The following is a 22,893-nucleotide window of genomic DNA, read 5'->3' as shown; positions in this document are numbered from 1 at the left end:
ATTTTTTCTTGACACGCGAAATAAGTCAAGCTTAGAATGTACCACACAGTACGTACCGTACCGTACGGTTCTTAAGGAGTAATGCCATGACTGCGGTAAATTTTTCTCGTTCTTTAACTAGCCGACGTGTCTTTAACGCATGTCTGGCTGTCAGCTTTCTCGCCATGGGCGGTTGCGCCCAAATCCCTTCGCTGGGTGTTGCACCTACATTGAAACCTGTGGAGCAACTGGAAAGCGCGAAGTCCTTTTCTTCCGCGTCGGTCGCTTGGCCAGGAGATCACTGGTGGGAAGCATACGGCGACCCCCAACTCAATGCGCTAGTCGAGGAGGCATTGCGCGGCTCGCCAAACCTGGAGCTGGCTCAGGCGCGGTTGCGCACGGCTGAGGCGACAGTTCAAGGAGCAGGAGCCCCCCTCATGCCGGAAGTGAGCGCTAATGCCTCCTTGGCAGAAGCAAAGCAAAGCTACAACTATTTGATGCCACGGGCTGCCGTTCCCCAAGGGGGGAAAGACTACGGCCAGGCGACGCTGAATCTGTCTTGGGAACTGGATTTCTGGGGTAAGAACCGCTCTGCGCTGGCAGGAGCGATCTCGGAGCAACGCGCTGCCGAGGCGGAGGTGGCGCAAACACGCCTGATACTGTCGACCTCGGTGGCTTCGGCTTATGCCGAATTGGTTCATCTCTTCGCCGTTCGAGATACCGCAGAGGCATCTTTGACACTACGTACCAAGACCGTCGCGCTATTCCATCAGCGCAACGAGAATGGCTTGGAGAACTTGGCCAGCGTACGCCAAGTGGAAGCGCGCCAGGCTGCGGCAAAGGCGGAGTTGCTCGGCGTTGACGAGCGGATCGCACTGCTGAGGAACGGCATGGCAGCGCTGTTGGGGGATGGGCCAGATCGCGGCCTCGCCATTACCCGCCCGACCGTGCAATTTACCGGCGGCGCAGGGCTTCCGTCGAACCTGTCCTTGGAGCTACTCGGGCGACGGCCTGACATCGTGGCCGCGAGGCTGCGAACGGAAGCGGCCGCCAAGCGCATCGACCAGCAGAAGGCGGGATTTTATCCCAGCATCAATTTGATGGCTTTTGTTGGCCTCCAATCCTTGGGCATCGACAAATTGGTCAAATCGGGTTCAGGTTTTGGCAGTGTCGGCCCGGCAATTTCCCTGCCGATTTTCAATACGCAAGGACTGCAAGCTCAATTGCGTGGCGCCCGCGCCGAGTATGACGCATCAGTCTCCATCTACAACGCCACCCTGTCCAACGCCCTGCGTGAAGTGGCTGACGCGGCGACGAGCCGGAAAGCTCTCGACGGCGAACTGGCCGCATCGCGTGCCGCCGTCGCAGCAGCGGTAGATGCTTACGACATCGTCGACAAGCGCTACAAGGGAGCGCTTGCCACTTATCTCGACGTATTGAGCGCAGAAGACGCGCTCGTCTCGGCACAGCGGTCGCTCGCTGACGTCGAAACGCGCGCGGTGGTACTCAATGTGGCTTTGGTACGCGCCCTTGGGGGCGGTTATCAAAACCCCGAAAAACAGTCGAGCGGCAAGCTCGGCATCACTGGATGAATTAGGCAAAGTTTAAGGAGAACGCAATGAATCAACCGACAAATGTTTTAAATCCGAACGATACAAATAACGCAAACCGCGGACGGCGAAAAAAACTCTTCGCGCTGCTTGCGCTAAGTGTTGCGCTAATTGGAGGCGGGGGCTGGGTCTATTGGGAACTCGTCGGTTCCCACCACATTTCGACAGATGACGCCTATACAGGAGTGGAGTCGGCCGAATTGACCCCTTCCGTCACCGGCACAATCGCCGAGGTGCGGGTAACCGATACACAGTCAGTGAAAAAAGGAGATGTCCTGGTCGTGATCGACCCAGCGGACGCCAAGCTCGCCCTGGCCCAGGCCGACGCCGACCTCGGTCGCGCCGTTCGTCGTGTGAAGAGCCTCGAAGCCAACGACGCCGGACTCGGCGCACAGGTACTCGCCCGTGAAGAAGAAGAGAAACGGCTTGACGCGCAGTTGGCAGCCGCTCAAGCCGATTTCGAGCGGGCCGATATCGACCTCAAACGGCGCAAGGCGCTGGTGGAGTCTGGTTCGGTTTCCGGCGACGAACTGACCCGCGCGCAGAACGCGCATGCCTCCGCCGAAGCGAACGTGAAAGGCATGAATGCCTCCATTGCGCAAGCCCACGCCACCCGTAATGCCGCGGTCGGTGCGAAACAGGCCAACGCTGCACTGATTTCCGGCGCCGACCTGGACAGCAACCCCGAAGTGGCATTGGCACGCGCAAGACGCGACCAGGCCGCACTGGATCTCGAGCGCACGACCATCCGTTCGCCCGTGGACGGGGTAGTCGCCAAGCGTCAGGTTCAACTCGGCCAGAAGGTACAGGCCGGGATGCCGCTGCTGTCGGTCGTTCCGATTCAAAACATGCATGTCGATGCCAACTTCAAGGAAGTGCAGCTCAAGAAAGTTAAAGCGGGACAGCCTGCCACGGTACGGGCCGACATCTACGGCGAATCCGTGACCTATCACGGTGTCGTTGAAGGATTTTCGGGCGGTACGGGTGCGGCGTTTTCCCTCATTCCGGCGCAAAACGCGACGGGCAACTGGATCAAAGTGGTGCAGCGCCTGCCTGTTCGAATCCGTCTCGACCCCGCCGAACTGCAAGCCCATCCGCTGCGGGTCGGCATGTCGACGAGCGCGGAAATCGACTTGAACAGCAAGTCCTGAGAAGGAGAAAACCATGACACAAGCTCAGGCCGCGCGCAATGACGCGCCCGCCCTTCAGGGGGCGATGCTCTGGGTGGGGGCCATCGTTCTGGCGTTGGCCAACTTCCTGGCCGTACTGAACATGACCATCGCCAACGTTACCGTGCCGAACATGGCCGGGGCGCTTGGCGCCGGCTCCAGCCAAGGCACCTGGATCATCACCGCCTACGCGGTCGCGGAAGCGATCAGCGTTCCTCTGACCGGGTGGCTTTCTTCTCGCTTTGGCGCGATCAAGGTGTTTTCGCTATCGGTACTCTTGTTCGGCATCTTCTCACTGATGTGCGGCGTATCCACTTCGATCGGCATGCTGCTCCTGATGCGCGTATTTCAAGGCTTCGCCGGCGGTCCGCTGCTGGCGTTGTCGCAGACGCTGCTGCTACGCATCTTCCCCAAGGAGAAGTCCATGCAGGCCATGGGATTGTGGGCAATGACAACGCTGCTCGCGCCCGTCGTCGGGCCGGTGTTGGGCGGATGGATTTGCGACAACTATAGCTGGCCGTGGGTCTATTTCATCAACATACCCATGGCGCTGCTGTTTAGCATGATCGCTTGGAAGTTGCTCAAGCGCTACGAAGAGCCAGTGGTCAAGAATCCGGTCGACAAGATTGGCTTCCTGCTGCTGTTCACCTGGGTGGCTGCGCTCCAGATCATGCTTGACGAAGGCAAGGACAAGGATTGGTTCTCGTCTCCGGAGATCTGTGTCCTCGGGGTAATCGCGGCGATCGGGTTCGTTTCCTTTGTCATCTGGGAATTGACCGAGTCGCACCCAATTGTTGATCTGCGCGTATTCCGCCACCGCGGCTTTTCCACCAGCATGTTCGTGCTCGCGTTGGCCTTCGGCGGCTTCTTCGGCCTGAATGTACTCACGCCGCTATGGCTCCAGTACAACATGGGTTACAACACTACCTGGGCCGGATTGGTTGTCATGTGGGGCGGTGTACTTTCGGTAATTTTTTCCCCGATTGCGGCCAACCTGTCCAATCGCGTCGATGCTCGATGGCTGATCTTCATCGGTTGCGCCTGGTTGGGCTGCGACACCGCCTGGCGGGCACTCGCCAACTCGGACATGGACTTCTGGACGATCTGCATCCCGTTGTTGGTGATGGGCGTCGGCATGCCGATGTATTACGTGCCGATCACTGGATTGGCAATGGGCTCGGTGGACGAAAAGGAAACCGCTTCGGCGGCCGGACTGATGAATTTTGTGCGGACGATTTCCGGTGCATTCGCCACCTCACTGGTCACGACGTCCTGGCAAGACCGCAGCTACACAGCCCATGACCAACTGGCTAGCATTGTCGATCCCGCCCGCACGCTCACCGCCCAAATCGCCAGTGCTCCGGCAATGGCAGGCCAGGCGGCGCGCGAAATGTTCAACAACATGGTGACGGGTCAAAGCCTGCTGCTGGCAACCAACGGATTGATGATGGCCATCGCTGTCATCTTTTTCGTGGCCGCCGTCTCAATCGCGTTGGCACCCAAGGCGGCTCGATCGGTAGACGCCGCATCGATCGGCCACTAGGAGCGATCATGAAAGCGATCCCGCTCATCGCCTTGAGCCGAGCAACGACTCGGGGCGCAGTCCCGCCACGGTTGCACGCACTCGCGCCGGCAGTCCATGTGGTGAGGCTTCCGGTTAACCCACGCGAAGCGAGGTCCTGCCATTCCGACCGGCGTTCGACGAAGAGGACGACACAATGGTCTTAGATTTCCTGATATTCCGTCGACACAGTGACGACCTTAAAGGATTGAGGAAACTCTCTCTATTCGAAGGTCTCTCCAAGCCGGAACTTAGTATTGTTGCCCGTCTGCTGCATACGCGTGAATACTTCACCGGCGAAGTGGTCTTCGATGAGGGTGAGGTCGGGCAGGCAATATATTTGTTGCTCGAAGGCCAGGTGAGTATTTGCAGGCAGGGAAGCCTTGAAGATGGGCATCAAGCGACCCTTGGCGCAGGCGAATTCTTCGGCGAGTTGTGCTTGCTCGATGAATCGGTTCGAACGGCACAGGTTCGTGCCTCCAGCGACTGCAAGATGGCCGTACTTTTCCGGGAGGATTTTAATGGCTTGATGGACAGTCACCTGCGCATAGCGCACAAGATCGGCAGGCAGCTCCTGCGCCATTTGGGGCACCGGCTGCGAGAACTCGAATTGACAGTCGAGAATCATCGACACCTATGAACAAAACAATTCATCGTGAGCCAGGACCGCTGGTGTGGGTAATCATCATCACCGCAACGCTCGCCATATTGCTCGCCTTAAGGGGAACATTGTGGCTTGTGCTGCCCGCTTTGTTGGCATTGCTCCTCTACTACACGCTCTATCCACTGATGCAGGCTCTGACTCATCGGGGCGTTACACGGAATAAAGCAGCTGCATTGGTGATGTTTTCCTTTCTCATGCTTGCCGTGGTTTTGATCGCGCTGATGGCGCCTCACGTGGTAAGCCTAGCCTCTGATTGGCATACGTCGGCAGATCGCTATCTGCAAGGGGGAATACGTTTTTTGCGCAACGTCTTGGGCATGCTGGAGGCCAGTTTTTCTCCATTCGCTCGAGCCCACTTGACCGATACAGTCATGCAACGCATCGATCAGTCGAATTCATTCAGCGAACATCTCGAACCACTGGGTATTGCACTTTCGACTAATTTGCCTCCGCTCCTTCTCGTACCTTTCTTTGCCTATTTTCTCCTTCGGGACGGACGACGATTCAAAGATCTCATGAATGGCGCTGTCCCTAATGCTTATTTTGAGAAGAGCTTGAGCCTGCTTCATCAGGTTGACCGAATCGCCAGCGCCTATTTCATGGGCCTGCTGAAACTCACCGCCCTCGATACCCTGACGCTTGCCGTTGGGCTCTGGATTTTGGGATTCCCGAGTGCCTTGGCTCTCGGATTGGTGTGCGCCGTGCTGGCGTGGATTCCCTTTGTAGGTTCAGTTCTTGGCGGCGTGTTGGTGATGCTGGTAGCGGCAACAGATTTTTCCCATGCTCCTTCGATGGCCTACTCGGTTGTGGGGTTCTTCGTCTTTGTACGTCTGCTCGACGATTTTGTGTATATGCCGATGACCGTTGGTCGAGAGCTGCGCATGCACCCCTTGATGACGGTTGTCATGATATTCGCCGGTGGTGCGGTAGCCGGCATTGCCGGGACGATGCTAGTGCTGCCGGTTCTCGGCGTGGTTCGCATCATTGGCGAGACGATCAGTGTAGTCGCGACGGACGAGCGCCTGCTCGCGCGTCACCTGCACGCTCAAGGACTACGACGGCGCTCAGCTGCACGGGATCTTCTTTATGACTTCGAATCGGACGGCGAATGACGCATATACAGCGACCTATGCCACGTTGACCAAATATTTTTTTATTTCTTTGAATTTTTAAAAGCAACATTTACCAATAGGAACCATTATGGCCATCCATCTCGCTCATTTCGAGTACCAGAACCACGCCCATTGGGGCGTGCTTAGCGCCGACGGCGTGATTCCACTACCAGAGAGCTACACGACCACGGGCGAACTGGTGCGTGCGGTGACGCCCGCCGAACTCGCCAGGCTCACCGGTACACCCATCCCGCGTAATCTCATCACGCTGCTCAGCCCGGTTACTCGCAATCAGCAGTTCGTCTGCCAGGGCGCGAACTATCGCGAGCACATGATCGAATCGGGCATGGACCCGGACACCAAGCACTTCAACATGATCTTCACCAAGGCCGCCAGCTGCATCGTAGCCGCCGATAGCCCTGTGATCCGGCCAGCGCACGTGCGCTTTCTTGACTACGAGGTCGAGCTTGGTCTGATAATGCGCCGTGAAATAACTGGGCCCGTGAAAGTGACCGAGCAAAACCTGCACGAATTCATTGCCGGAATCGTGGTTGTCAACGATTACTCGGCACGTGACATCCAGATCCCGCAAATGCAGTTCTACAAGGGCAAGAGCTACCGCACCTTTGGCCCCGTAGGGCCGTGGCTGTGCCTGCTGGAAGCTGCCGACATGAAATACCTCAGGCAACTGCAACTCACGCTCAAAGTTGATGGTCAGGTTCGCCAGAGTGGCAGCTCGGGCAACATGGTGCATGACCCCGTGGCCACGCTCAACGAGCTGGCCAGCCTGCAAGATCTTTTTCCAGGCGACCTTATCGCCACCGGCACGCCGGCGGGGTGCGCTTTGGTCATTCCGTCGCCTGCCAAGCAGAAAATCGCTGCGCTTCTGCCTGAGGCCAAGAAGTGGGCCATGTTCCTGGAGGCGCAAGAAGAGCGTACGCAGTACCTGCAACCCGGCCAGGTTGTCGAAGCAGGCATCCGCAGTGCCGATGGCATGATCGATCTGGGCACACAGCGGAACGTCGTCACCATCGCTCAATCCGACGACGATCGGACATTGATCGCGACCGCCAAAAAGATCCTGGTCACGGGACTCCGTTCCGGCGTCACCGAGGCTGCTGTCCAGTCATGGCTCGGCGGCTTTGGCCCGGTGGCCCGGGTCGAGATCATCCGTGAAGGTAACGCCGCCAATCCATGCGCCCTGGTCCATATGGACATTGGCGACGCTGCGGCGGCCATTCTGGTATCGCGGTTGAGCCATTACTGGCACGACGGCGCAATGGTCAACGCCTCGCTGTTGCATCACTGAAGCGGCGTTGCTTCGCAAGACAGCAATCCCATGCAACTCCTCCTATTGATCCGGTCATCAAATTTCGCGCTCCCCTCATCCACACTCGAACCGAGAATTGCGCGAAATTTTCTAGCGAACATGCTTGCCGTCGCGTGGTTCGCGGCGCCGGCATTCGTAGCCCAGCACAGGTCTCAATTCCTGGCCTTGCTGTCGGCCAGTACACAGATGCAGTACCTCGATCATTGCCATTTTCTTTAACTGCACCGAGCGCCCTGTGTAGGTCGGTGATCCAATGAGTACTACAGTTTCCGAGGTGTTATCGAGTCCATCGTTGACAAGTCGTTTGAGAGTCGATTGCCGTTGTTGTTTAGGCTTTTCCATGGTCGGAGGCCATGGTCGCGATGCGCATCTGGGCTCGCGCTAGCAGGGAATCGTCTGGTACGGCCAGGCGCGGCAGCGGCGCCGCTGTCAGCCGGGCCGCCGCGGCGCCGCTCACACCCAGCGAGCGCAGGATGGCCTGGACAATCTGTTCCGGATAATCCTTGGCGATCCGGCCCTGCGTCATGCGGTGCAACGCGACCAGCACCGTGCCCTTGATGACGTCGACCGCCACCCCCAGCGCGACGGCGTCGAACTGGCCGCGCTTGACACCTTCGTCCAAGTCGGGCGGTAACACTTCGTACAGCACGCTCTTGACACCCGCCACTCGCAGGCCGGCGCCGGACACGAAGTGAGCCACCAGGCGGCAGGAACGAGCTAGGTGCAGATAACAGCGTATCGCCGTCGCCACCCGTAGCGCCGGATCCTCGATGGTGTCGACCACGCCCTCGATCAGCTGCAACATTTCATTGCTGATCTGCTCGCTGACGGCAACCAGCAAGTCTTCGTTGGTGCGGAAATAGTTATAGAAAGAGCCCTGCGACACTTCGGCCGCAGCCACCACGTCGGGAATCACGCTGGTGCCGACGCCCTTTTGCGCGAACACGACCAGAGCGCTCTCGATCAGGCGTTTGCGCATGCGCTCGCGACGCTCGGCGGCAACGCGCGGTCGGTGGTCGGTGGGATTGGCGGCAGCGGGCATCGGGGTGGTCCGGGCAGTTGGTACGCCAGCGATGATATCAGACTCGCCAGCCCGACAGCTTAAGCAGGATCAGGCTGCACCCGCAGCAACAGCGCACTGTCTGGCAGCATCAGCACCGACAGCGGTAGCGCCACAATACGCTGTGCCTCGACACCGTCGACGCCCAGCCCCTGCAGCATCTGGCGCACGCTCTGTTCCGGATAGTCGTGCTGCAAGGTCTCGCTGCCCAGCGCATACGCCGCGCTCAGCACCACGCCCGTCACCAGATCGACCGCCACCCGCTGCTCGATGTGGCGGAAGAGCTGGGCGCTGATGCCGGCCGCGACATCGCGCACCAGGAAGCGCAATCCCAGCCGATTGCTGTTCGCGGTCGGGAGTGGCAGGCGCGACAGGAAGTGACCCAATTGCGGGAACTGGGTGATCGCGTGCAACAGCATGCGCGTGCCGCTGGCCACCCGCTCAACCGGATTGGCCAGCCGTTGCACCAACGGATCAATGGCGCGCACCAGCTCATTATTGATCTCGTTGGCCAGTGCCTCCAGCAATTCCTCATTGGTGTGGAAATAGTTGTAGAACGAGCCGCGCGCCATCCCGGCCTGGGCGATGACGTCCTCGATTACGGCCTGCGGCCCCTTGCGGGAAAACACATGCAGTGCGCTTTCCAGTAGCTTGGCGCGGGTCTTTTCCCGACGTTTGGCCGCGACCCGGGTGCGGTGATCTGGCGTGTTTTCTGATTTCATATTCTGCCCTGTGTGGTGCGGCCAATGCGGTGCCCATCAGCCTGATTATAGGAAAATCATATTTGACATATGTGTCATTATGACGATAATGTCATTTAGAAGCGATAATAAATCGCCGCCCCGGCAACCCTATCCACTAGGAGACACTATGACTGCATCCTTGCGCGTTCCGCTGCGCACGCAGCCGGCCTATCCGGAACACGCCCTGCCACCGCAGGTACAAAGGCTGAAACGCCCTGTCGCGCTGGTCAAGGCGAACGCTCTGGCGTTCTTGATGTTCGAGAAATGCGATCTCGACGCCACCGAAACCTTCCTCACGGACTTCGGCATGCACACCGTGGCGCGCGACGCCGACCAGTTGCTGATGCGCGGCAGCGATACGGCGCCTTGCATCTACCTGGCGCGGCACGGTAACCGCTCGCGCTACCTGGGCACCGCCTTCTGCGTGGCCGACGAAGCCGAGCTGATCAAGCTGGAACGCCAAGCCGGCGCGCGCCGCCTGCCGACCGACGCTATCCCGGGCGGCGGCAGCGGCGTTGAGCTGATCGACCCGGCAGGCAACCTGCTGTGGCTGGTCTGCGATCAGTCGCCGCTGGCGCCGCTGCCGCTGCGCGCGCCGCTGCACCCGCTGACCAACAGCGTCGGCCACCTACCGCGCGTGAACGCCACAGTGCGCCCCCCACTAGAACCGGCTGCGGCCGCGCGCCTGGGGCACGTGGTGCTGCAGACCATCGACTTCTCCAATATGGCGCAGTGGTACATGCGCCATCTGGGCCTGATTCCCACCGACGTGCAATACCTGGAGGACGGCTCGCCCAACTTGTCCTTCTTCCGTCTCGACCTGGGCGCCGCGCCGGCCGACCACCACAGCTTCGTGCTGGCCGGCGGTATCGAGGAAAAGTATGAGCACAGCGCCTACGAGGTGGTTGACCTGGACGCGCTGGGGCAGGGCCACAATGTGCTGCGCGCCAACGGCCACCGCCACATGTGGGGCATCGGCCGCCATGTGCTGGGCAGTCAGCTGTTCGACTACTGGTACGACCCGGATGGTATGGAGTTTGAGCACTACACCGACGGCGACGTGTTCACCGCCGACTACCCCACCCACTACGTGCCGCTGGAGCTGTCGGGCATCTGGGCCTGGGGCGACGATGTGCCGGCCTCAATGGGGGTCCAGCGCGACCTCGGCACTTTGTTCAAGGTGTTCCGGTTGCTGTGGCGTGGACGGCTGTCGATTGCGCGCCTGAAGCTGCTGGGCCGCGCCATGGGCCACCCGCGCCCGTGGCTGTAATCAGTCCGCAGCACCATCCATTCCAATAACAGGGAACCAAGGAGAGCATCATGGCAACCACTGTGGTCCGCTATCAGCACGAAGGAAAACCGGCCTGGGGCGTAGTGCACGAACGACGCATCGCGCCATTGTCGCGCCACTACGCCAGCACCGCCGACTTCATCAACGAGGGCATCGACGAAGCTCACGCCAGCACGCCGGCGCAGGCGCTGCTGGCGCTCGATCGGGTCGCGCTGCTGTCGCCCATCACCGGCGACCGCCAGTTCCTTTGCCAGGGCACCAATTACGCCAGCCACGTGCGTGAGTCCGGCATGGACCCGACGCGGATCGGCTTCAACACCCTGTTCACCAAAGCACCCTCGTCGCTGGCATCGGCGCACGACGACGTGGTGCGGCCGGCCCACGTGCGCCTGCTGGATTACGAAATCGAATTGGGTCTGGTGATGCGACGCTCGCTTCGCGGAGCCACTACGGTCGGCAACGGCGAGTTGCACCACTGGCTGGCCGGCGTCACCATCGTCAACGACATTTCGGCGCGCGACGTGCAACTGCCGCAGGGCCAGTTCTACAAGGGCAAGAGCTACCGCACCTTCGGCCCGGCCGGGCCCTACCTGCTGTTGCTGAGCGCCGAGGAATGGCTGCGCTGGCCAGAGCTGCGCATGCGCTTGGCTGTCAACGGCCAGCTGCGTCAGGACAGCTATTGCGGTGACATGATCTACAAGCCTTACCAGACCCTGACTGAACTATCGGCACTGCACGATCTCGACGCGGGCGACCTGATCGCTACCGGCACTCCGGCCGGCTGTGCCGCGCGTGCGCCTGGCAAGCTGGCGCTGTGGGCGATGAAGCACCTGTTGTCGGACGCCACAAAATGGAGTCTGTTCATTCAGAAAGGGCTGGACAATCCGGCCTACCTGCGGCCGGGCGACGTCATTACGGCGGCGATCCGCAGCGACGACGGTAGGCTCGACTTGGGAGAGCAGCGCAACCGGGTGGTGGCGGCATGAGCGCGCGGTGCCTGGCCGCCATCGCCCTGCTTAAGCAGCTGGGCGCGCACGTCATGGCGGTGGCGGGGGAGTGCGGCCTCGCGGCCTGCAGCGCGGTCGGGGCCGACCTGATGCTGGACCGGCGCCGCCGCGCATCACCATGTCGAACAGCGCTGCGCCTGCCGCACCGTGTTGCTGCCGTCCCTCTCTCTGACCTGAACCGCACACTTACGGAGTTCCTATGTCTGACTTTACCCTCGTAGCGATGGACGCGCCTGCTCGTATCCGTTCGCTGGACGACCTGCGCGCTGTTGAACAAACCCCATGGCAGCAAAAGCTGCCGGCCCGCACCACCTATGAACTGCTGCGGCAAGCCTGCGACCGCCATCCTGACCGCACCGCGTTGCGCTTCGTGCTGTCCGGCGTACCGGAAGCGCCCGCGTTCGCCATCAACTACCGCATCCTGCTGGAACAGGTAACGCGCGCCGCCAACGCCTTCCATCGCGCCGGCGTCAGCTCCCAACAGGCAGTCGCGCTGCTGTTGCCCAATCTGCCGGAAACCCATTACGCGCTGCTGGGCGCGCAGGCGGCCGGCATCGCCAGTCCGATCAATCCCATGCTGGATGTGGAGCACATCGCCAGCATCATCAACGCCACCGAGGCCACCGCGCTGGTGGCGCTGGCACCGCTGCCAGACAGCGATGGCTGGAGCAAGGCGCTGGCGGTGGCTGAGCGCTGCCCGTCGCTGCGCACCCTGTTCGTTGTGAATCTGGCGGCCTATGTCGACCCGGCCACCGGCGTCGCGCTGGACGCGTTGTATCAGGCTGCGCCCCAACCGCAGCGCGCGGACTTGCGCATCCTGCCGTTCGATGCCGCGCTGCGGGCGGAGAGTCCAGACCGGCTGGCGTCCGGTCGCGTCATCGACGGCAGTGACCGCTGTGCCTATTTCCATACCGGAGGCACCACCGGTCTGCCGAAGATCGCGGTGCACACCCACCTGAACGAAACTTTTGTGGCCTGCATGCTGAGCCTGCTGGAGCCGCGCCACCACGTGGTGCTATGCGGACTGCCGCTGTTCCACGTCAACGGCGCCATGGTGACCGGGCTGGCCGCATTCCACTGCGGCTGGGAAGTGGTGATGCTCACGCCGCAGGGCTACCGCGGCAAGGACGTGCTGACTAACTTCTGGCGCCTGGTGGAGCGCTTCCGCGCCACTAGCTTCAGCGGCGTGCCCACCATCTTCGCCACCCTGGCCGGCCTGCCGCGCGACGGCGCCGACCTGTCCTCGCTGCGCCACGCCTTTTGCGGCGCGGCGCCGTTGCCTGCCGAAGTGGCACGCCGCTTCGAAGCGGCGGCCGGCATCCCGCTGTGCGAGGGCTACGGCCTGACCGAGGGCGCCTGCATCTCCTCGCTCAATCCTACCGACGGCGGTCACCGCGCCGGCAGCGTCGGTCTGCGCCTGCCGCACCAGGACTTGCAGGTATGGCAGGTCGATAGCGCCGGCCTGGCCGTGCGCCCCTGCGCCAGCGGCGAGACCGGCGTGATCGGCGTGTCCGGCCCTAACGTGTTCCCCGGTTACCTGAATGGACACGACAACCGGGGCATCTGGCTGGCGCCGGGTTGGCTCAACACGGGGGATCTCGGCTATCTGGACGCGGACGGCTTCCTGCACCTGACCGGCCGTGCCAAGGATTTGATCATCCGGGGCGGCCATAACATCGATCCGGCCATGATCGAGGACGCGTTGCTGCGCCATCCGGCCGTGGCCATGGCGGCCGCCGTCGGCCAGCCGGACGAACACGCGGGCGAACTGCCGGTGGCCTATGTCACGCTGAAAGCCAACGCCATCATCCTGCCGGAGACGCTGCTGGCCGCCGCCCGCCGGCTGGTGCCGGAACCGGCCGCCGTTCCGGTGCGAATCGAGGTGCTGGAGCAAATGGCGCTGACGGCGGTCGGCAAAGTTGCCAAGGCCGAGCTGCGCATGCGCGCTGCCGCCCACGTGTTTCGCCAGCGATTGGCCCAGCACAGCATTGACGCCAGCGTCCGGGTGCAGGCCGACGCCCGCCGTGGCGCGGTCGCCACCATCCTGGTCGAAGCGCCACACGGCGAGCGTGCCCGCGCTGCGTTGGCCGGCTTCAGCTACGCCATCGACATCCTGTCACAGGCCTGAAAGGAATCACCATGACTACTCCCTTGCCCGACACCGTCGACGTGCTGCTAGTCGGCCTCGGTCCGGTCGGCGCCGCCGCCGCCAACTTGCTGGGTCGCTACGGCGTGCGCACACTGGCAATCGACAAGGCCAGCGACGTGTTCACCATGCCGCGCGCCATCGCGCTCGACAACGAGGCGCTACGCATCCTGCAGCTGGCTGGCCTGGAGGAAGGCGCGTTCGCTACCCACGCCATCGCCAAGGTGCAGATGCATTCGCCGCTGTTCGGCCGCTACGCGCGCGCCAACACCGCCGGCGAGCAGGATGGTCATCCGCGCCTGGTGACCTTTTACCAGCCGGAGCTGGAGCGCACCTTGCGCGCCAGGCTGGCTCTCTATTCCTGCGTGCAGACCGTGCTGGACACCGAACTGGTGGACTATACCGAGACCGCCGATGGGGTCAGCGCCACCCTCCGGCAGGCCGACGGCGCGCTAGCCACGGTGCGGGCCCGCTACCTGGTCGGTGTTGACGGCGCCAGCTCGCCGGTGCGCCAGCGCACCGGCCTGGGCTTCGATGGCCAGACCTTTAGCGAGGACTGGCTGGTGGTCGACGCCATCGGCGTGCCCGATCCGATCGACCACGTGGAATTCATCTGCGACCCGCGCCGACCGACGCCGCACATGGTGGCGCCGGGTGATCGCCAGCGCTGGGAGTTCAAGTTGGCCCCGGGCGAGACACGCGAGCAGATGGAGCGGCCGGAAAAGATCCGCGAGCTGCTGGCGCCCTGGTGCGACATCGACCAAGTCACCATCGAGCGCACCGCCGTGTACCGCTTTCACGCCCGCATCGTCGAACGCTTCTCGCGCGGTCGTGTGTTCTTGGCCGGCGACGCGGCCCACATCACGCCGCCGTTCGTGGGCCAGGGCCTGGTGGCGGGCCTGCGCGACGCGGCCAACCTGTGCTGGAAGCTGGCCTGGGTGGTGCACGGGCGTGCCGCGTCGTCCATTCTCGACAGCTACGACACCGAGCGCCGCCCGCATGCCAAGTCCATCATCCAGCTGGCGTTGCTGATGGGTCGCCTGGTTATGCCGCGCAACCGGCTGGGGGCGCTGTGCGTGCACGGCACGATGGCGCTGTTGCAGCGCGTCCCCTTCACCCGGCCCTGGTTCCAGGACTTGAAGATCAAGCCGGCCAACAGCTTCCGGTGCGGCCTGTTCCAGCCGGGGCGCGGGCGCGCGCGGCTGGTACGCGGCGGCTTACTGCCGCAGGGTCTGGTGCGCAGCGCCACGCATGCGGCCTGCCTGCCCAGCGACGAGGTGTTGGGCCTCAATCTGAGCCTGATCGGTTTCGGCTGCGATGCCCAAGCGGCGCTGGCTCCCGAGCTGCGGGCGCGCTGGCAGCGGGCCGGCGGCCACGTTGTGCAGCTGCGCCACCGCGGTCAGCATGCTGCGCCGGCCGGCTCATGGGAAGACATGACCGACTGCCTGGTACCGGGTGCGGCGCCAGTTGGCTGGGTCGCCGTGGTACGACCGGACCGCACCGTGCTGCACGACGGTCCGCTGGACCAGCTCGACAACATCGTACGTGAATCGTTAGCCTTGTTGGGCGCTGCCACCTAGCCTGCGGCGCGCGCGCAACCCGATCTCCAGTTTCTCCAGTGCACCCCCACACTGGAGGTTTTTGTCCCGCCGCCGTAACGCGGCGGGATTTTTTTGCCCGCCAGCGTGCCGCAAGCAACGGCGACGTTTTATTTTTGATTAAGAAGTCATGATGACTATATTGTCATTATTAAGAAGCAGTTGCACTGTGGCCTGCGCGCACAACGATTTCAAATCACAAAGGAGACCGGCATGACTCGATCGATTACCCCTACCAGTTCGAGAATATAAGACCACTCGTGGCCGGCGGGCGTGGCAAGGCGGCGCTCGTGACTGGAGAGGTAAACGGCGGCGTAATTACCGCCGGCCAGGTCATCGGACTGATCAACGGCATCTCGACCTGCGTCGACCTAATCGTGCGCATGGTTGTCGATGGTCGCGTGCATCTGGCGAGGACCCAAAGGTATTTCAATTGAAAGTATTAACGGACGTCATTTTCGATTAAAGCCGCTTCCATGCGCGCATTTCCGATAGCGCAAACACGGGACTGAGGGCATTGGATAAGCAACTTTTCATGCAGTAAAAACCCTAAAGGAGACAAAATGAAAATGCAATTTATGAGCAAACGGTTAGGTGTGGTGACGGCAGGATTTGCGATGTTCAGTGCTGTCGACATGGCGCAGGCGCAAACCGCCGGTAGTAATGTGATCAGCGTAGGCTGGTTGCATGCCGCGCCACAGAACCAATCCACGCCGTTGACGGTCAACAGCATCAATGGCATGCCGGTCAATCTGGTGGAAATTGGCACCGGCTTCGCTGCCCAGAAGACCGATACGTTGGGCTTCACCTTCGCGCATTATGTTACCGACGATATTTCGGTGGAGGCGGTTGCTGGATATCCGAACTATCTGAAATTCGAAGGGACAGGTACGCTATCGTCATTCGGTGTGCTTGGCAAAGCCAAGCCGATCGCTCCGATTATCTTGTTGCGTTACCACTTTTTCGATGCGCAAACCAAGTTTCGTCCATATGTTGGTCTGGGTGTCAATTACACCAAGTTTATCGATGCTCAAGTGTCCAATAATGATTTCGTGACCAGTAAAATGGGCCCCGGTGGATCAGCCACTGTCCATGCGACCAGTTCGTGGTCACCGGCATTCAGTGCCGGCGCAAACTATGCGATCGATGACCACTGGTCGGTTGGTCTGTCGGTTTCGTACGTTCCGGTAAAAACAACGGCTACGCTGACGGGAACAACAGCCGGCGGCACGGTAATTGACAGCACTGCGACACTCAAGATACGACCAGTGATGACATTCCTTAACGTCGGCTATCGCTTCTGATCGCTTTGCCGTCAGCTGACGTACCACGTCGGCTGATCGGCCGGTTGCGCTCTCACCAGGCGACCAGCGCGTTGATTGAGGCGAGGCCAACCGACGGCAGTATCGTTGTCACCATGTCGGCTGGCGTGACAATGCCATTACCGTTCCGTCCGGCGCATAACTATGGGTACAAGACAGTACGCAACTGGGTCTGGATCGACGGCAAGGCTATCCGGATGCCTGGTCCATTCATCTATCGTGGGCCAGATTGCTGCTTTATCTTGTTGGGCGTGGCGGCGCACTGACTATCGATAACTGGCTTGGCATTAAATGATGGGGTTCGTCGTTATTGCAATCTGAATCAACGCGGCAAAGCTGGTGTGCCGGGGATGATCAACGGCATGAATGCCGAAAGCCGAGCACTATGCAAGGTCATTTCATTCAACAACCCGTCTCTGGAAAGACAAATTCTCGATAGGCATCGATCGCAAGCGGTTTTTCGATGAATTAAAAACGTCTTAATACAAGTCCCAACCTTCAAAATCAATCGTCGAGATCATGCCCGACAACATTGCCTTTAAAACCGCTTCTGTTGCCGCTGTAGACACCGCAAGATGAAACAATGCTGCAAGGCTTTCGGCAAGGTGTAACGCAGCGAGTGCCATACTCGCTTTGAAAGGCGCTTCGTATAAGACAGTGACCCGCGCCGCGCAGTCCCCCCCACGCCTGGGGGCTTCGTTAAATGCACTGCTTTTAACGCAGTTCGTCAAAACGCCGGAGTCCCGCGCAGCCTGGCGCTCCCGCGTGAATCGCTTGCAACGGATTGACGCAAAATGACGCATTTGATGATCACATCACCCGCCATACATTTAATTGTGAACAGTGCAGCACTGCTAAAAAAAAAGTCACCCAAGAGGGTGACTTTTCGCTCGTATGGCATATACGTGATGCACCATACGATGATTGTGTTTTACAGTGCGGATCTCATTTTTTCATTTGTCGCGACCGACTATAACCGCTATCAAGCACGCGACCCCGATTAAGACCGCAGCAATTAAATCAAATTTTGGAGATGAGAATGGCAATACAAACACCTTATAAACAATGCCAAAGAACATCAAGGCTACACAGATCGCTGCAAGAATTTTCTTTATAATCTTCATCTATCACCCTTACTACGAGACATACATCGTATTAATTCTTTTTGCCAGCATTACACTCGCATTCATCCGCAAGATATTTAAGCGCTCCTGTAATGCTCACGGCAACGCCAACAGGACTTGCGGACGCGTCAGCTAGTGCCGTTCCAGCCATGCCAACGTAGGCACCGGCTTCTCCTCCAAATAGGATTGAAGTAAGTCTTGAGGCCCATCCGGGGGCGTACTTTCCAACAGCAGAACCGCCGACAGCCATTGGCGTCTTTACAGCGATTCCCAGCTTCATAAGACACAGCCAATCATATGTCTTGGTGGTCTTGCCATATGGACCTTGTATGCCAGCAGCTTTCATGGCGGCTGGACACATAGTATCACCGGGCCGACACGCTCCTTCACTGGACGTGACTGTGAAGGTGTATTTGCAACCGGTTTCTGTTGGGCAATTTTTCGCGTTAGGGTCAGAAGGCGGCATAAAAGCAGTGGGATACATCGCCTGTAGTCCTAGAGGGTCGGTTAATGAGACCGGATTGCCCCCGACATAGCTGAAGGTGTTGATGCCACCATTTAATCCAATAGGATCGCTTTCCACGTACCGACCCAGCTGCGGATCGTAGTCCCGATGGATGTTGTAGAAGTTGTTGGTCTCCCGGTCATACACCTGCCCCGGAAAGCGCTGGTTGTAGCTGAAGGCGCCAAGACCGCTGGGATTCTCATCCGGCGGCAGCAAGCCAAACGGGTCGGTATTGTCCCAGCGCCACACCATCTGGTTGTCAAGAGCTTGCGTAATTACCCGTGGCGTATTGAGGTGGTCGGCGTAGACGTAATAGACATTGGTTGCCGTGGTCTGATTTGCGCCAGTGCCGGTCACCGTTTGTTTCAGTACCGCCACCGGCAAGTCACCCAGATACACCGTCTCTTCGATTACTTGTTGATTTGCGTCGTATTCGCCGATCAAGTGTCCCGCTTCGTCATACACATAGCTGTTGCTGCCGGTCGCGACAATCGTGCTCGGGCCTTGTTTTTGCACCCGCTGGTCGAGACCGTTATGACTGTAGCTGACGGTATTGCCGCCGCTGCTGGTGCTGACCATCCTGCCACGGTCGCTATAGGTGTAGCTGATGCTGCCGTCGCTGAGCAAATTGCCGGCGGCGTCGTAGCTGGTGCTCTTAGCCGGGGCCGGCCCGGTCGTTGCGCTGAGCCGATTGCTGCTGGTGGCGATGGTATTGGCATACGTGCTGCCGCCGAATGTCGCCTGAATGCGGTTGCCATTGGCGTCGTACTGGAAACTCTGGTTATTCGCGCCGCTGCTGCCGGCGACATTGGTCAGTCGGTCCAGGTTGTCGTAGCCGTAGCCCTGGTTGTAGTTGGCCGGGGCGTTGTTGCCGGTGCCGCTGCCGATGTGGCTGCTGCTGACGATCCGACCGGCGGCGTCGTAACTGATGCTGCGGTTGGTGCCGTTGTTCAGCGGGTCACCGAGCGGATAGCTGGTGATGCGGCCGTCGAGGTCAAAGCCTCGCGCGTAAGTGCTGCTGCTGAGCGTGTTGCTATTGCCCCAGGTCCAGGCATTGACTGGGCCAAACGCCGTATAACCGATGCCGGTCAACAGCGGGATCGTGCTGCCGGTATTGGTGCCGCCACCAGTGGCATTGATCGGGTTCAGGCTCAGGTTGTTAACGCGACCAGCAGCATCATAGCCGTAGTTGATCCGGTTGCCGCTCGGGTAAGTCATGCTGGTGCGCTGGCCGACCGTGTTGCCGCTGCTGCCGTAGGTATAGCTGGTGGTGCTGGCCGTGCTACCGATGGTTTGCACTATGGACAGCAAGCGACCGAAGCCGTCATACGCGTAGCTAGTTTGGCCCGAGCCGTCGATCATCCGCGTCAGGCGGCCTTTCGCATTCGGCGCGCCGCTCGCGCCGCCGTCATATTCGAACTGGGTCGCGCTGCCGCTGGCGTAGTCGATCCTGGTCAGGCGATTCAGCGCGTCGTAGCTATAGCTGGTGGTCTTGCCGCGGGCATCGGTGCTGGTCTTCAGGTTACCGGCAACGTCGTAAGTTTTGCTGGTGCTGCCAGTGTCGGGACTGGTCAGCGCGGTCTGGTTGCCGAGGCCGTCGCTGCTGTAACTGGTGACCAGATTGCGCGGATCGGTGACCGTGCTCAGCTGACCCAAACCGTCATAGCTATAGCCAACGGTCGGGTTGCTGCTTCCAACGGTCGGGGCTGGCTGCGTTTGCTGCATCAACCGGCCTAAGCTGTCATAGCTTTGCGTCGTCACATGGCCCAACGGATCGGCAATCTTGGTCCGATTCCCCATCGCGTCGTATTCGTAACTGGTGGTCGTGTTTTGCTGCGCGACTGTCGTGCCAGCCAGTGCGAATAGCACGGTACCAACGATGGTCTTGATTCGATGTTGATTCAAAGTGAAACGCCCTCTCATTGCGCTGCTCCGGTAATTTGTTGTATGCGATTCAACGCGTCGATGACACGGCTGGTCTGCCGCGCCAATGCGCCGCTCGGATCTTTGACTTGCTCGCTGATCCGGTTACCGATGTTGTCCAAGGTATAGACGATGCTGTTGCCGACGCTGTCGGCGATCTTGGTCAAGCGGTGCGCCGGGTCGTAGCTGTAGCTGACGGTCGACGCATTCGGCAGCGTGACCTGGGTCAACTGGCCGACGCCGTCGTAGCGGTAGCTGGTGCTCTCGGTCGTGCCGTTGGCGGTGACGCTCTTGCCGGTCAGCCAGCCACGTGGGCTGTAGGTGAGTGCGGTGGTGACGCCATTGGCATCGGCGATGCTGCCGACGCGGCCGTTGGCGTCGTAGTTCGACAAGGTCGTCACTTGGCCGACGGCGTTGGTGATCGTGCTCAGGTTGCCGTTGCTGTCGTAGACATAGGTCGTTTTATCGACGACATCGGTGCGCGGACCGGTGGCGGTCAATAGCTGACCGAGGTTGTTGTAGGTGTAGCTCCAGGTGCGGGCGGTGCCGGTCACGGTCGGCGTTAAGCCTTGGGCGCCGGTCGCGTCGCTGGTCGCTTGCTCGGTCTTGCTGAGCAGATTGCCGGATGCATCGTAGGCATAAGTCGTTACGCGCTTCGGCTCGGCGATCTTGAGCGGCAGGCTGAAGCTCGCGTGCCATTGGGTGCTGATAGTGCGCGCCTGCGGCGTGCCGGCCGCTTCGACACGGCTGGTTTCCAGATTGCGCGCCAGGTCATAGCTGTAGGTCGTGACGGCACCGTTGAAATCGGTGCGGCTGGCGACGTTGCCGTTGGCGTCGTAACTGACGTTGCTGGCCGCAGCGCCGCAACCGGCACCGCCCGGCTGACTCTCTCCGGTGTAGCGCAGCGTATTCTGGATAGTTTGAAAGTTGTAAGTGCGCACGTTGCCGAGCGGATCGGTGACCGTGCTTTGGCTGCCCAGTTGCGGGTAGGTGATGCTGTATTTCTCGACGCCGCCGGCATGCTCGGTCGAGATTGCGTTGCCGTTGCTGTCGAAGTTGAAGGTCGCAAAACGCACGCCATTCTCATCGACGATGCCGGTCAATCCATTCCACAGATCGGCGCCTTGTGTATAGACCGGTTCGTTGTACACATAGGTGCGCACCTTACCGTCCGGGTAGGTGACGGTACTCGGGTGGTTGGCGCTGTCGTAGCTGTAGGCAATGATGCCGCCAGCCGGGTCGGTCATTTGCACGACACGGCTGCTGCTGTCGTAGACGAAATTGAGCTGATGACCGAAGGTGTCGGTTACCCGGATTAGCAAGCCGAGCTGCGGCGCAATCGCGGCCGGGGTCGTCGCATCCGAATAACTCAGCGTTTGTACCAAGCCTGCGCGGCTCTTGATGCCGATCAGTTTGCCGTCCGCATCATAGCTTTCCAGCGACTGATCGGCGGCGACTTGATATTGCCAGCCGGTGGCATTGCCTGCGCTGTCCGCTTGTCGCGTCAGGCGGTCGGTAATGTCGCCATCTGGCTGGTAGCTGCCGTTATTCAACACGAAGTTGAACGCTTTGCCATTGCCGCGCCGGACGCTGGCATTGTTTGGAAAGGCCGGGTTGGTCAACACCATCCGCTCATAGTTACCAGTCCAGCGCGCGCCGTAGCGGCCATTGCGGTGGCCAATGGAATTGTAGGTCCGTTGCAATCTCAAGCCGACACTGCCGACGCCGAGGTAGTCCGATTCCAATTGCAATTTGTTGCCGGTGCCATGGTCGATCGGATTGCCTTTGGGGCAGTAAGACGGCGGCCCCTCCCTCTTCTCTGCTGAAGCTTTAGCTGGATCACTGGTGCAGCCGTTTGGACTTCTTGGCTCTGGCTTGCAGGCAGGGTCAGGAGCCGGTGGAGGAGGCGGTGGCGGCTTCGTCGGATCTGCGCATTGCGTCGAGCTAACCTTAGCTGCTCCGCTCAGGCATACGCCAACTGAATAGACCAAAATAGGCCTAGCGCCAATGCAACCAACCGAATCAACACCTGGGCCGGTCTCGCCAGCGACATAGGAACCGGAATTGGTCGCTATACCCCACGCGTCACAAGCAGCCTGCGGCGTAGAGAAGTGATTAATCCAATTGTCACCTCCCCACTGGTTATAAACAACCGACTCAGCATGCGCAAATTGGTGCGCAAACGTCATCACCACCGCAATTGCGACGCCGACGACGCTTCGTTTAAATAAATTATTCCGATACTGCATAGAACCCAGATCGACAAACCAATCCAACAAGCGCCCGCGACTGACCATATTTGCCATTCCAAAACCCGCCATCAACATTCCCTTTTATGTACACGTAAAAAACCATGGTCTTGCCGGAGCAGCATGACCATGGTTTGCTAATCTAAAATTTCTTTCGTCCGGCTTCGAATCAGCGTTCAGATACGGCGACCAGCGCTTCACTCCCTTGCACCGGGATCATCTTTCCCGTTAAAAATAATGCCGTACATCAACCAGTGCAAAGGGGGGAGTGAATATATTGCAATTTTGTGTTACCGGAAAGCTAGGCAGATGCTGCAACTGGGTTTTGCAGATGGTGGAGTGCACAGCTGTTTGTTTCTACAATGCAACGTCAAATGTGCAAAGGATTATGGGATGAGCTGCCAACGGTGAAATCAGCTACTAGCTGATTGGCTCGATCATATGCAGCTCGTTGAGGTGGGCTTGGAGGTGTCCATGACATGGAATTGATACGGCCCGCT

Annotated in this window: 17 protein-coding genes and 1 pseudogene; 13 read left to right on the top strand and 5 right to left on the bottom strand. The window is 60.0% G+C overall.

Translation table 11 applies throughout. The features are described 5' to 3' along the window. The first annotated feature begins 86 nt into the window (after positions 1 to 86). From ACFPM8_RS02160 to ACFPM8_RS02135, 6 genes and pseudogenes are all read left to right on the top strand, one after another. Positions 87 to 1,571 carry an efflux transporter outer membrane subunit gene (locus tag ACFPM8_RS02160; protein ID WP_378994481.1) on the top strand — a complete coding sequence of 495 codons (1,485 nt, stop codon included), beginning with the start codon at positions 87 to 89 and terminating at the stop codon, positions 1,569 to 1,571. Between the two features lie 26 nt (positions 1,572 to 1,597). After that, a complete protein-coding gene (locus tag ACFPM8_RS02155; protein ID WP_378994479.1) occupies positions 1,598 to 2,740 on the top strand; it encodes an HlyD family secretion protein in 1,143 nt (380 codons plus the stop codon). A gap of 13 nt (positions 2,741 to 2,753) precedes the next feature. After that, entirely contained in the window at positions 2,754 to 4,301 is a 1,548-nt protein-coding gene (locus tag ACFPM8_RS02150; RefSeq protein ID WP_378994476.1) for a DHA2 family efflux MFS transporter permease subunit, read from the top strand. 175 nt (positions 4,302 to 4,476) lie between these two features. Next, complete coding sequence (locus ACFPM8_RS02145) at positions 4,477 to 4,959, top strand: cyclic nucleotide-binding domain-containing protein (RefSeq protein ID WP_378994474.1); 483 nt, start codon at positions 4,477 to 4,479, stop codon at positions 4,957 to 4,959. Then, positions 4,956 to 6,095, top strand: coding sequence for an AI-2E family transporter (locus tag ACFPM8_RS02140; RefSeq protein WP_378994472.1), 1,140 nt, complete (start codon positions 4,956 to 4,958; stop codon positions 6,093 to 6,095). The genes ACFPM8_RS02145 and ACFPM8_RS02140 overlap by 4 nt, the downstream gene beginning before the upstream one ends. Before the next feature lie 88 nt (positions 6,096 to 6,183). Beyond that, positions 6,184 to 7,116, top strand: a pseudogene (locus ACFPM8_RS02135) (fumarylacetoacetate hydrolase family protein); the annotation flags it as partial. 637 nt (positions 7,117 to 7,753) lie between these two features. On the opposite strand, the gene ACFPM8_RS02130 reads toward ACFPM8_RS02135, so the two are convergent. Both ACFPM8_RS02130 and ACFPM8_RS02125 read right to left on the bottom strand, forming a co-directional pair. Then, positions 7,754 to 8,467 carry a TetR/AcrR family transcriptional regulator gene (locus tag ACFPM8_RS02130; RefSeq protein ID WP_378994469.1) on the bottom strand — a complete coding sequence of 238 codons (714 nt, stop codon included), beginning with the start codon at positions 8,465 to 8,467 and terminating at the stop codon, positions 7,754 to 7,756. Positions 8,468 to 8,526: 59 nt separating this feature from the next. Beyond that, entirely contained in the window at positions 8,527 to 9,207 is a 681-nt protein-coding gene (locus tag ACFPM8_RS02125; RefSeq protein ID WP_378994467.1) for a TetR/AcrR family transcriptional regulator, read from the bottom strand. Positions 9,208 to 9,355: 148 nt separating this feature from the next. On the opposite strand from ACFPM8_RS02125, the gene ACFPM8_RS02120 reads away from it, so the two are divergent. The 7 genes from ACFPM8_RS02120 to ACFPM8_RS02090 all read left to right on the top strand — a co-directional run bounded on the left by ACFPM8_RS02120 (position 9,356) and on the right by ACFPM8_RS02090 (position 16,858). Continuing rightward, on the top strand, positions 9,356 to 10,498 hold the full coding sequence (locus ACFPM8_RS02120) for a VOC family protein (protein WP_378994464.1): 1,143 nt from the start codon (positions 9,356 to 9,358) through the stop codon (positions 10,496 to 10,498). 50 nt (positions 10,499 to 10,548) lie between these two features. Next, positions 10,549 to 11,505, top strand: a complete 957-nt coding sequence (locus ACFPM8_RS02115) for a fumarylacetoacetate hydrolase family protein (RefSeq protein WP_378994461.1) — start codon at positions 10,549 to 10,551, stop codon at positions 11,503 to 11,505. A gap of 220 nt (positions 11,506 to 11,725) precedes the next feature. Then, positions 11,726 to 13,654: an acyl-CoA synthetase gene (locus ACFPM8_RS02110; protein WP_378994459.1), complete on the top strand. Its 1,929-nt coding sequence runs from the start codon at positions 11,726 to 11,728 to the stop codon at positions 13,652 to 13,654. Between the two features lie 11 nt (positions 13,655 to 13,665). Beyond that, a complete protein-coding gene (locus ACFPM8_RS02105; protein ID WP_378994457.1) occupies positions 13,666 to 15,252 on the top strand; it encodes a bifunctional 3-(3-hydroxy-phenyl)propionate/3-hydroxycinnamic acid hydroxylase in 1,587 nt (528 codons plus the stop codon). 308 nt (positions 15,253 to 15,560) lie between these two features. After that, positions 15,561 to 15,707: a hypothetical protein gene (locus ACFPM8_RS02100; RefSeq protein ID WP_378994455.1), complete on the top strand. Its 147-nt coding sequence runs from the start codon at positions 15,561 to 15,563 to the stop codon at positions 15,705 to 15,707. Positions 15,708 to 15,833: 126 nt separating this feature from the next. Beyond that, entirely contained in the window at positions 15,834 to 16,574 is a 741-nt protein-coding gene (locus ACFPM8_RS02095) for an OmpW/AlkL family protein (RefSeq protein WP_378994453.1), read from the top strand. Positions 16,575 to 16,705: 131 nt separating this feature from the next. Further along, positions 16,706 to 16,858, top strand: coding sequence for a hypothetical protein (locus ACFPM8_RS02090; protein ID WP_378994452.1), 153 nt, complete (start codon positions 16,706 to 16,708; stop codon positions 16,856 to 16,858). A gap of 213 nt (positions 16,859 to 17,071) precedes the next feature. Here the strand turns inward: ACFPM8_RS02090 and ACFPM8_RS02085 are convergent, their stop codons facing one another. The 3 genes from ACFPM8_RS02085 to ACFPM8_RS02075 all read right to left on the bottom strand — a co-directional run bounded on the left by ACFPM8_RS02085 (position 17,072) and on the right by ACFPM8_RS02075 (position 22,333). Then, positions 17,072 to 17,218 (bottom strand): hypothetical protein, encoded by a 147-nt coding sequence (locus ACFPM8_RS02085; RefSeq protein ID WP_378994450.1) that lies wholly within the window; start codon positions 17,216 to 17,218, stop codon positions 17,072 to 17,074. Between the two features lie 529 nt (positions 17,219 to 17,747). Then, positions 17,748 to 20,144: an RHS repeat-associated core domain-containing protein gene (locus ACFPM8_RS02080; protein WP_378994449.1), complete on the bottom strand. Its 2,397-nt coding sequence runs from the start codon at positions 20,142 to 20,144 to the stop codon at positions 17,748 to 17,750. Then, entirely contained in the window at positions 20,141 to 22,333 is a 2,193-nt protein-coding gene (locus tag ACFPM8_RS02075) for a DUF6531 domain-containing protein (RefSeq protein WP_378994511.1), read from the bottom strand. The genes ACFPM8_RS02080 and ACFPM8_RS02075 overlap by 4 nt, the downstream gene beginning before the upstream one ends. Positions 22,334 to 22,893: the final 560 nt, after the last annotated feature.

The sequence above is a fragment of the Paraherbaspirillum soli genome (assembly GCF_042654985.1).
GTDB classification, from domain to species: Bacteria; Pseudomonadota; Gammaproteobacteria; order Burkholderiales; family Burkholderiaceae_D; genus Paraherbaspirillum; species Paraherbaspirillum soli.
Note: the sequence above shows the minus strand (reverse complement) of the source record. Positions and strands in the feature narration are given on the sequence as shown.

Coding starts and splice junctions, on each gene's coding strand:
- ACFPM8_RS02105 (WP_378994457.1), top strand. CDS start 13,666: ATGACTACTCCCTTGCCCGACACCGTCGACGTGCTGCTAGTCGGCCTC.
- ACFPM8_RS02130 (WP_378994469.1), bottom strand. CDS start 8,467: ATGCCCGCTGCCGCCAATCCCACCGACCACCGACCGCGCGTTGCCGCC.
- ACFPM8_RS02095 (WP_378994453.1), top strand. CDS start 15,834: ATGAAAATGCAATTTATGAGCAAACGGTTAGGTGTGGTGACGGCAGGA.
- ACFPM8_RS02140 (WP_378994472.1), top strand. CDS start 4,956: ATGAACAAAACAATTCATCGTGAGCCAGGACCGCTGGTGTGGGTAATC.
- ACFPM8_RS02125 (WP_378994467.1), bottom strand. CDS start 9,207: ATGAAATCAGAAAACACGCCAGATCACCGCACCCGGGTCGCGGCCAAA.
- ACFPM8_RS02075 (WP_378994511.1), bottom strand. CDS start 22,333: ATGACGTTTGCGCACCAATTTGCGCATGCTGAGTCGGTTGTTTATAAC.
- ACFPM8_RS02150 (WP_378994476.1), top strand. CDS start 2,754: ATGACACAAGCTCAGGCCGCGCGCAATGACGCGCCCGCCCTTCAGGGG.
- ACFPM8_RS02160 (WP_378994481.1), top strand. CDS start 87: ATGACTGCGGTAAATTTTTCTCGTTCTTTAACTAGCCGACGTGTCTTT.
- ACFPM8_RS02090 (WP_378994452.1), top strand. CDS start 16,706: ATGCCATTACCGTTCCGTCCGGCGCATAACTATGGGTACAAGACAGTA.
- ACFPM8_RS02110 (WP_378994459.1), top strand. CDS start 11,726: ATGTCTGACTTTACCCTCGTAGCGATGGACGCGCCTGCTCGTATCCGT.
- ACFPM8_RS02120 (WP_378994464.1), top strand. CDS start 9,356: ATGACTGCATCCTTGCGCGTTCCGCTGCGCACGCAGCCGGCCTATCCG.
- ACFPM8_RS02085 (WP_378994450.1), bottom strand. CDS start 17,218: ATGGCACTCGCTGCGTTACACCTTGCCGAAAGCCTTGCAGCATTGTTT.
- ACFPM8_RS02080 (WP_378994449.1), bottom strand. CDS start 20,144: ATGAGAGGGCGTTTCACTTTGAATCAACATCGAATCAAGACCATCGTT.
- ACFPM8_RS02145 (WP_378994474.1), top strand. CDS start 4,477: ATGGTCTTAGATTTCCTGATATTCCGTCGACACAGTGACGACCTTAAA.
- ACFPM8_RS02115 (WP_378994461.1), top strand. CDS start 10,549: ATGGCAACCACTGTGGTCCGCTATCAGCACGAAGGAAAACCGGCCTGG.
- ACFPM8_RS02155 (WP_378994479.1), top strand. CDS start 1,598: ATGAATCAACCGACAAATGTTTTAAATCCGAACGATACAAATAACGCA.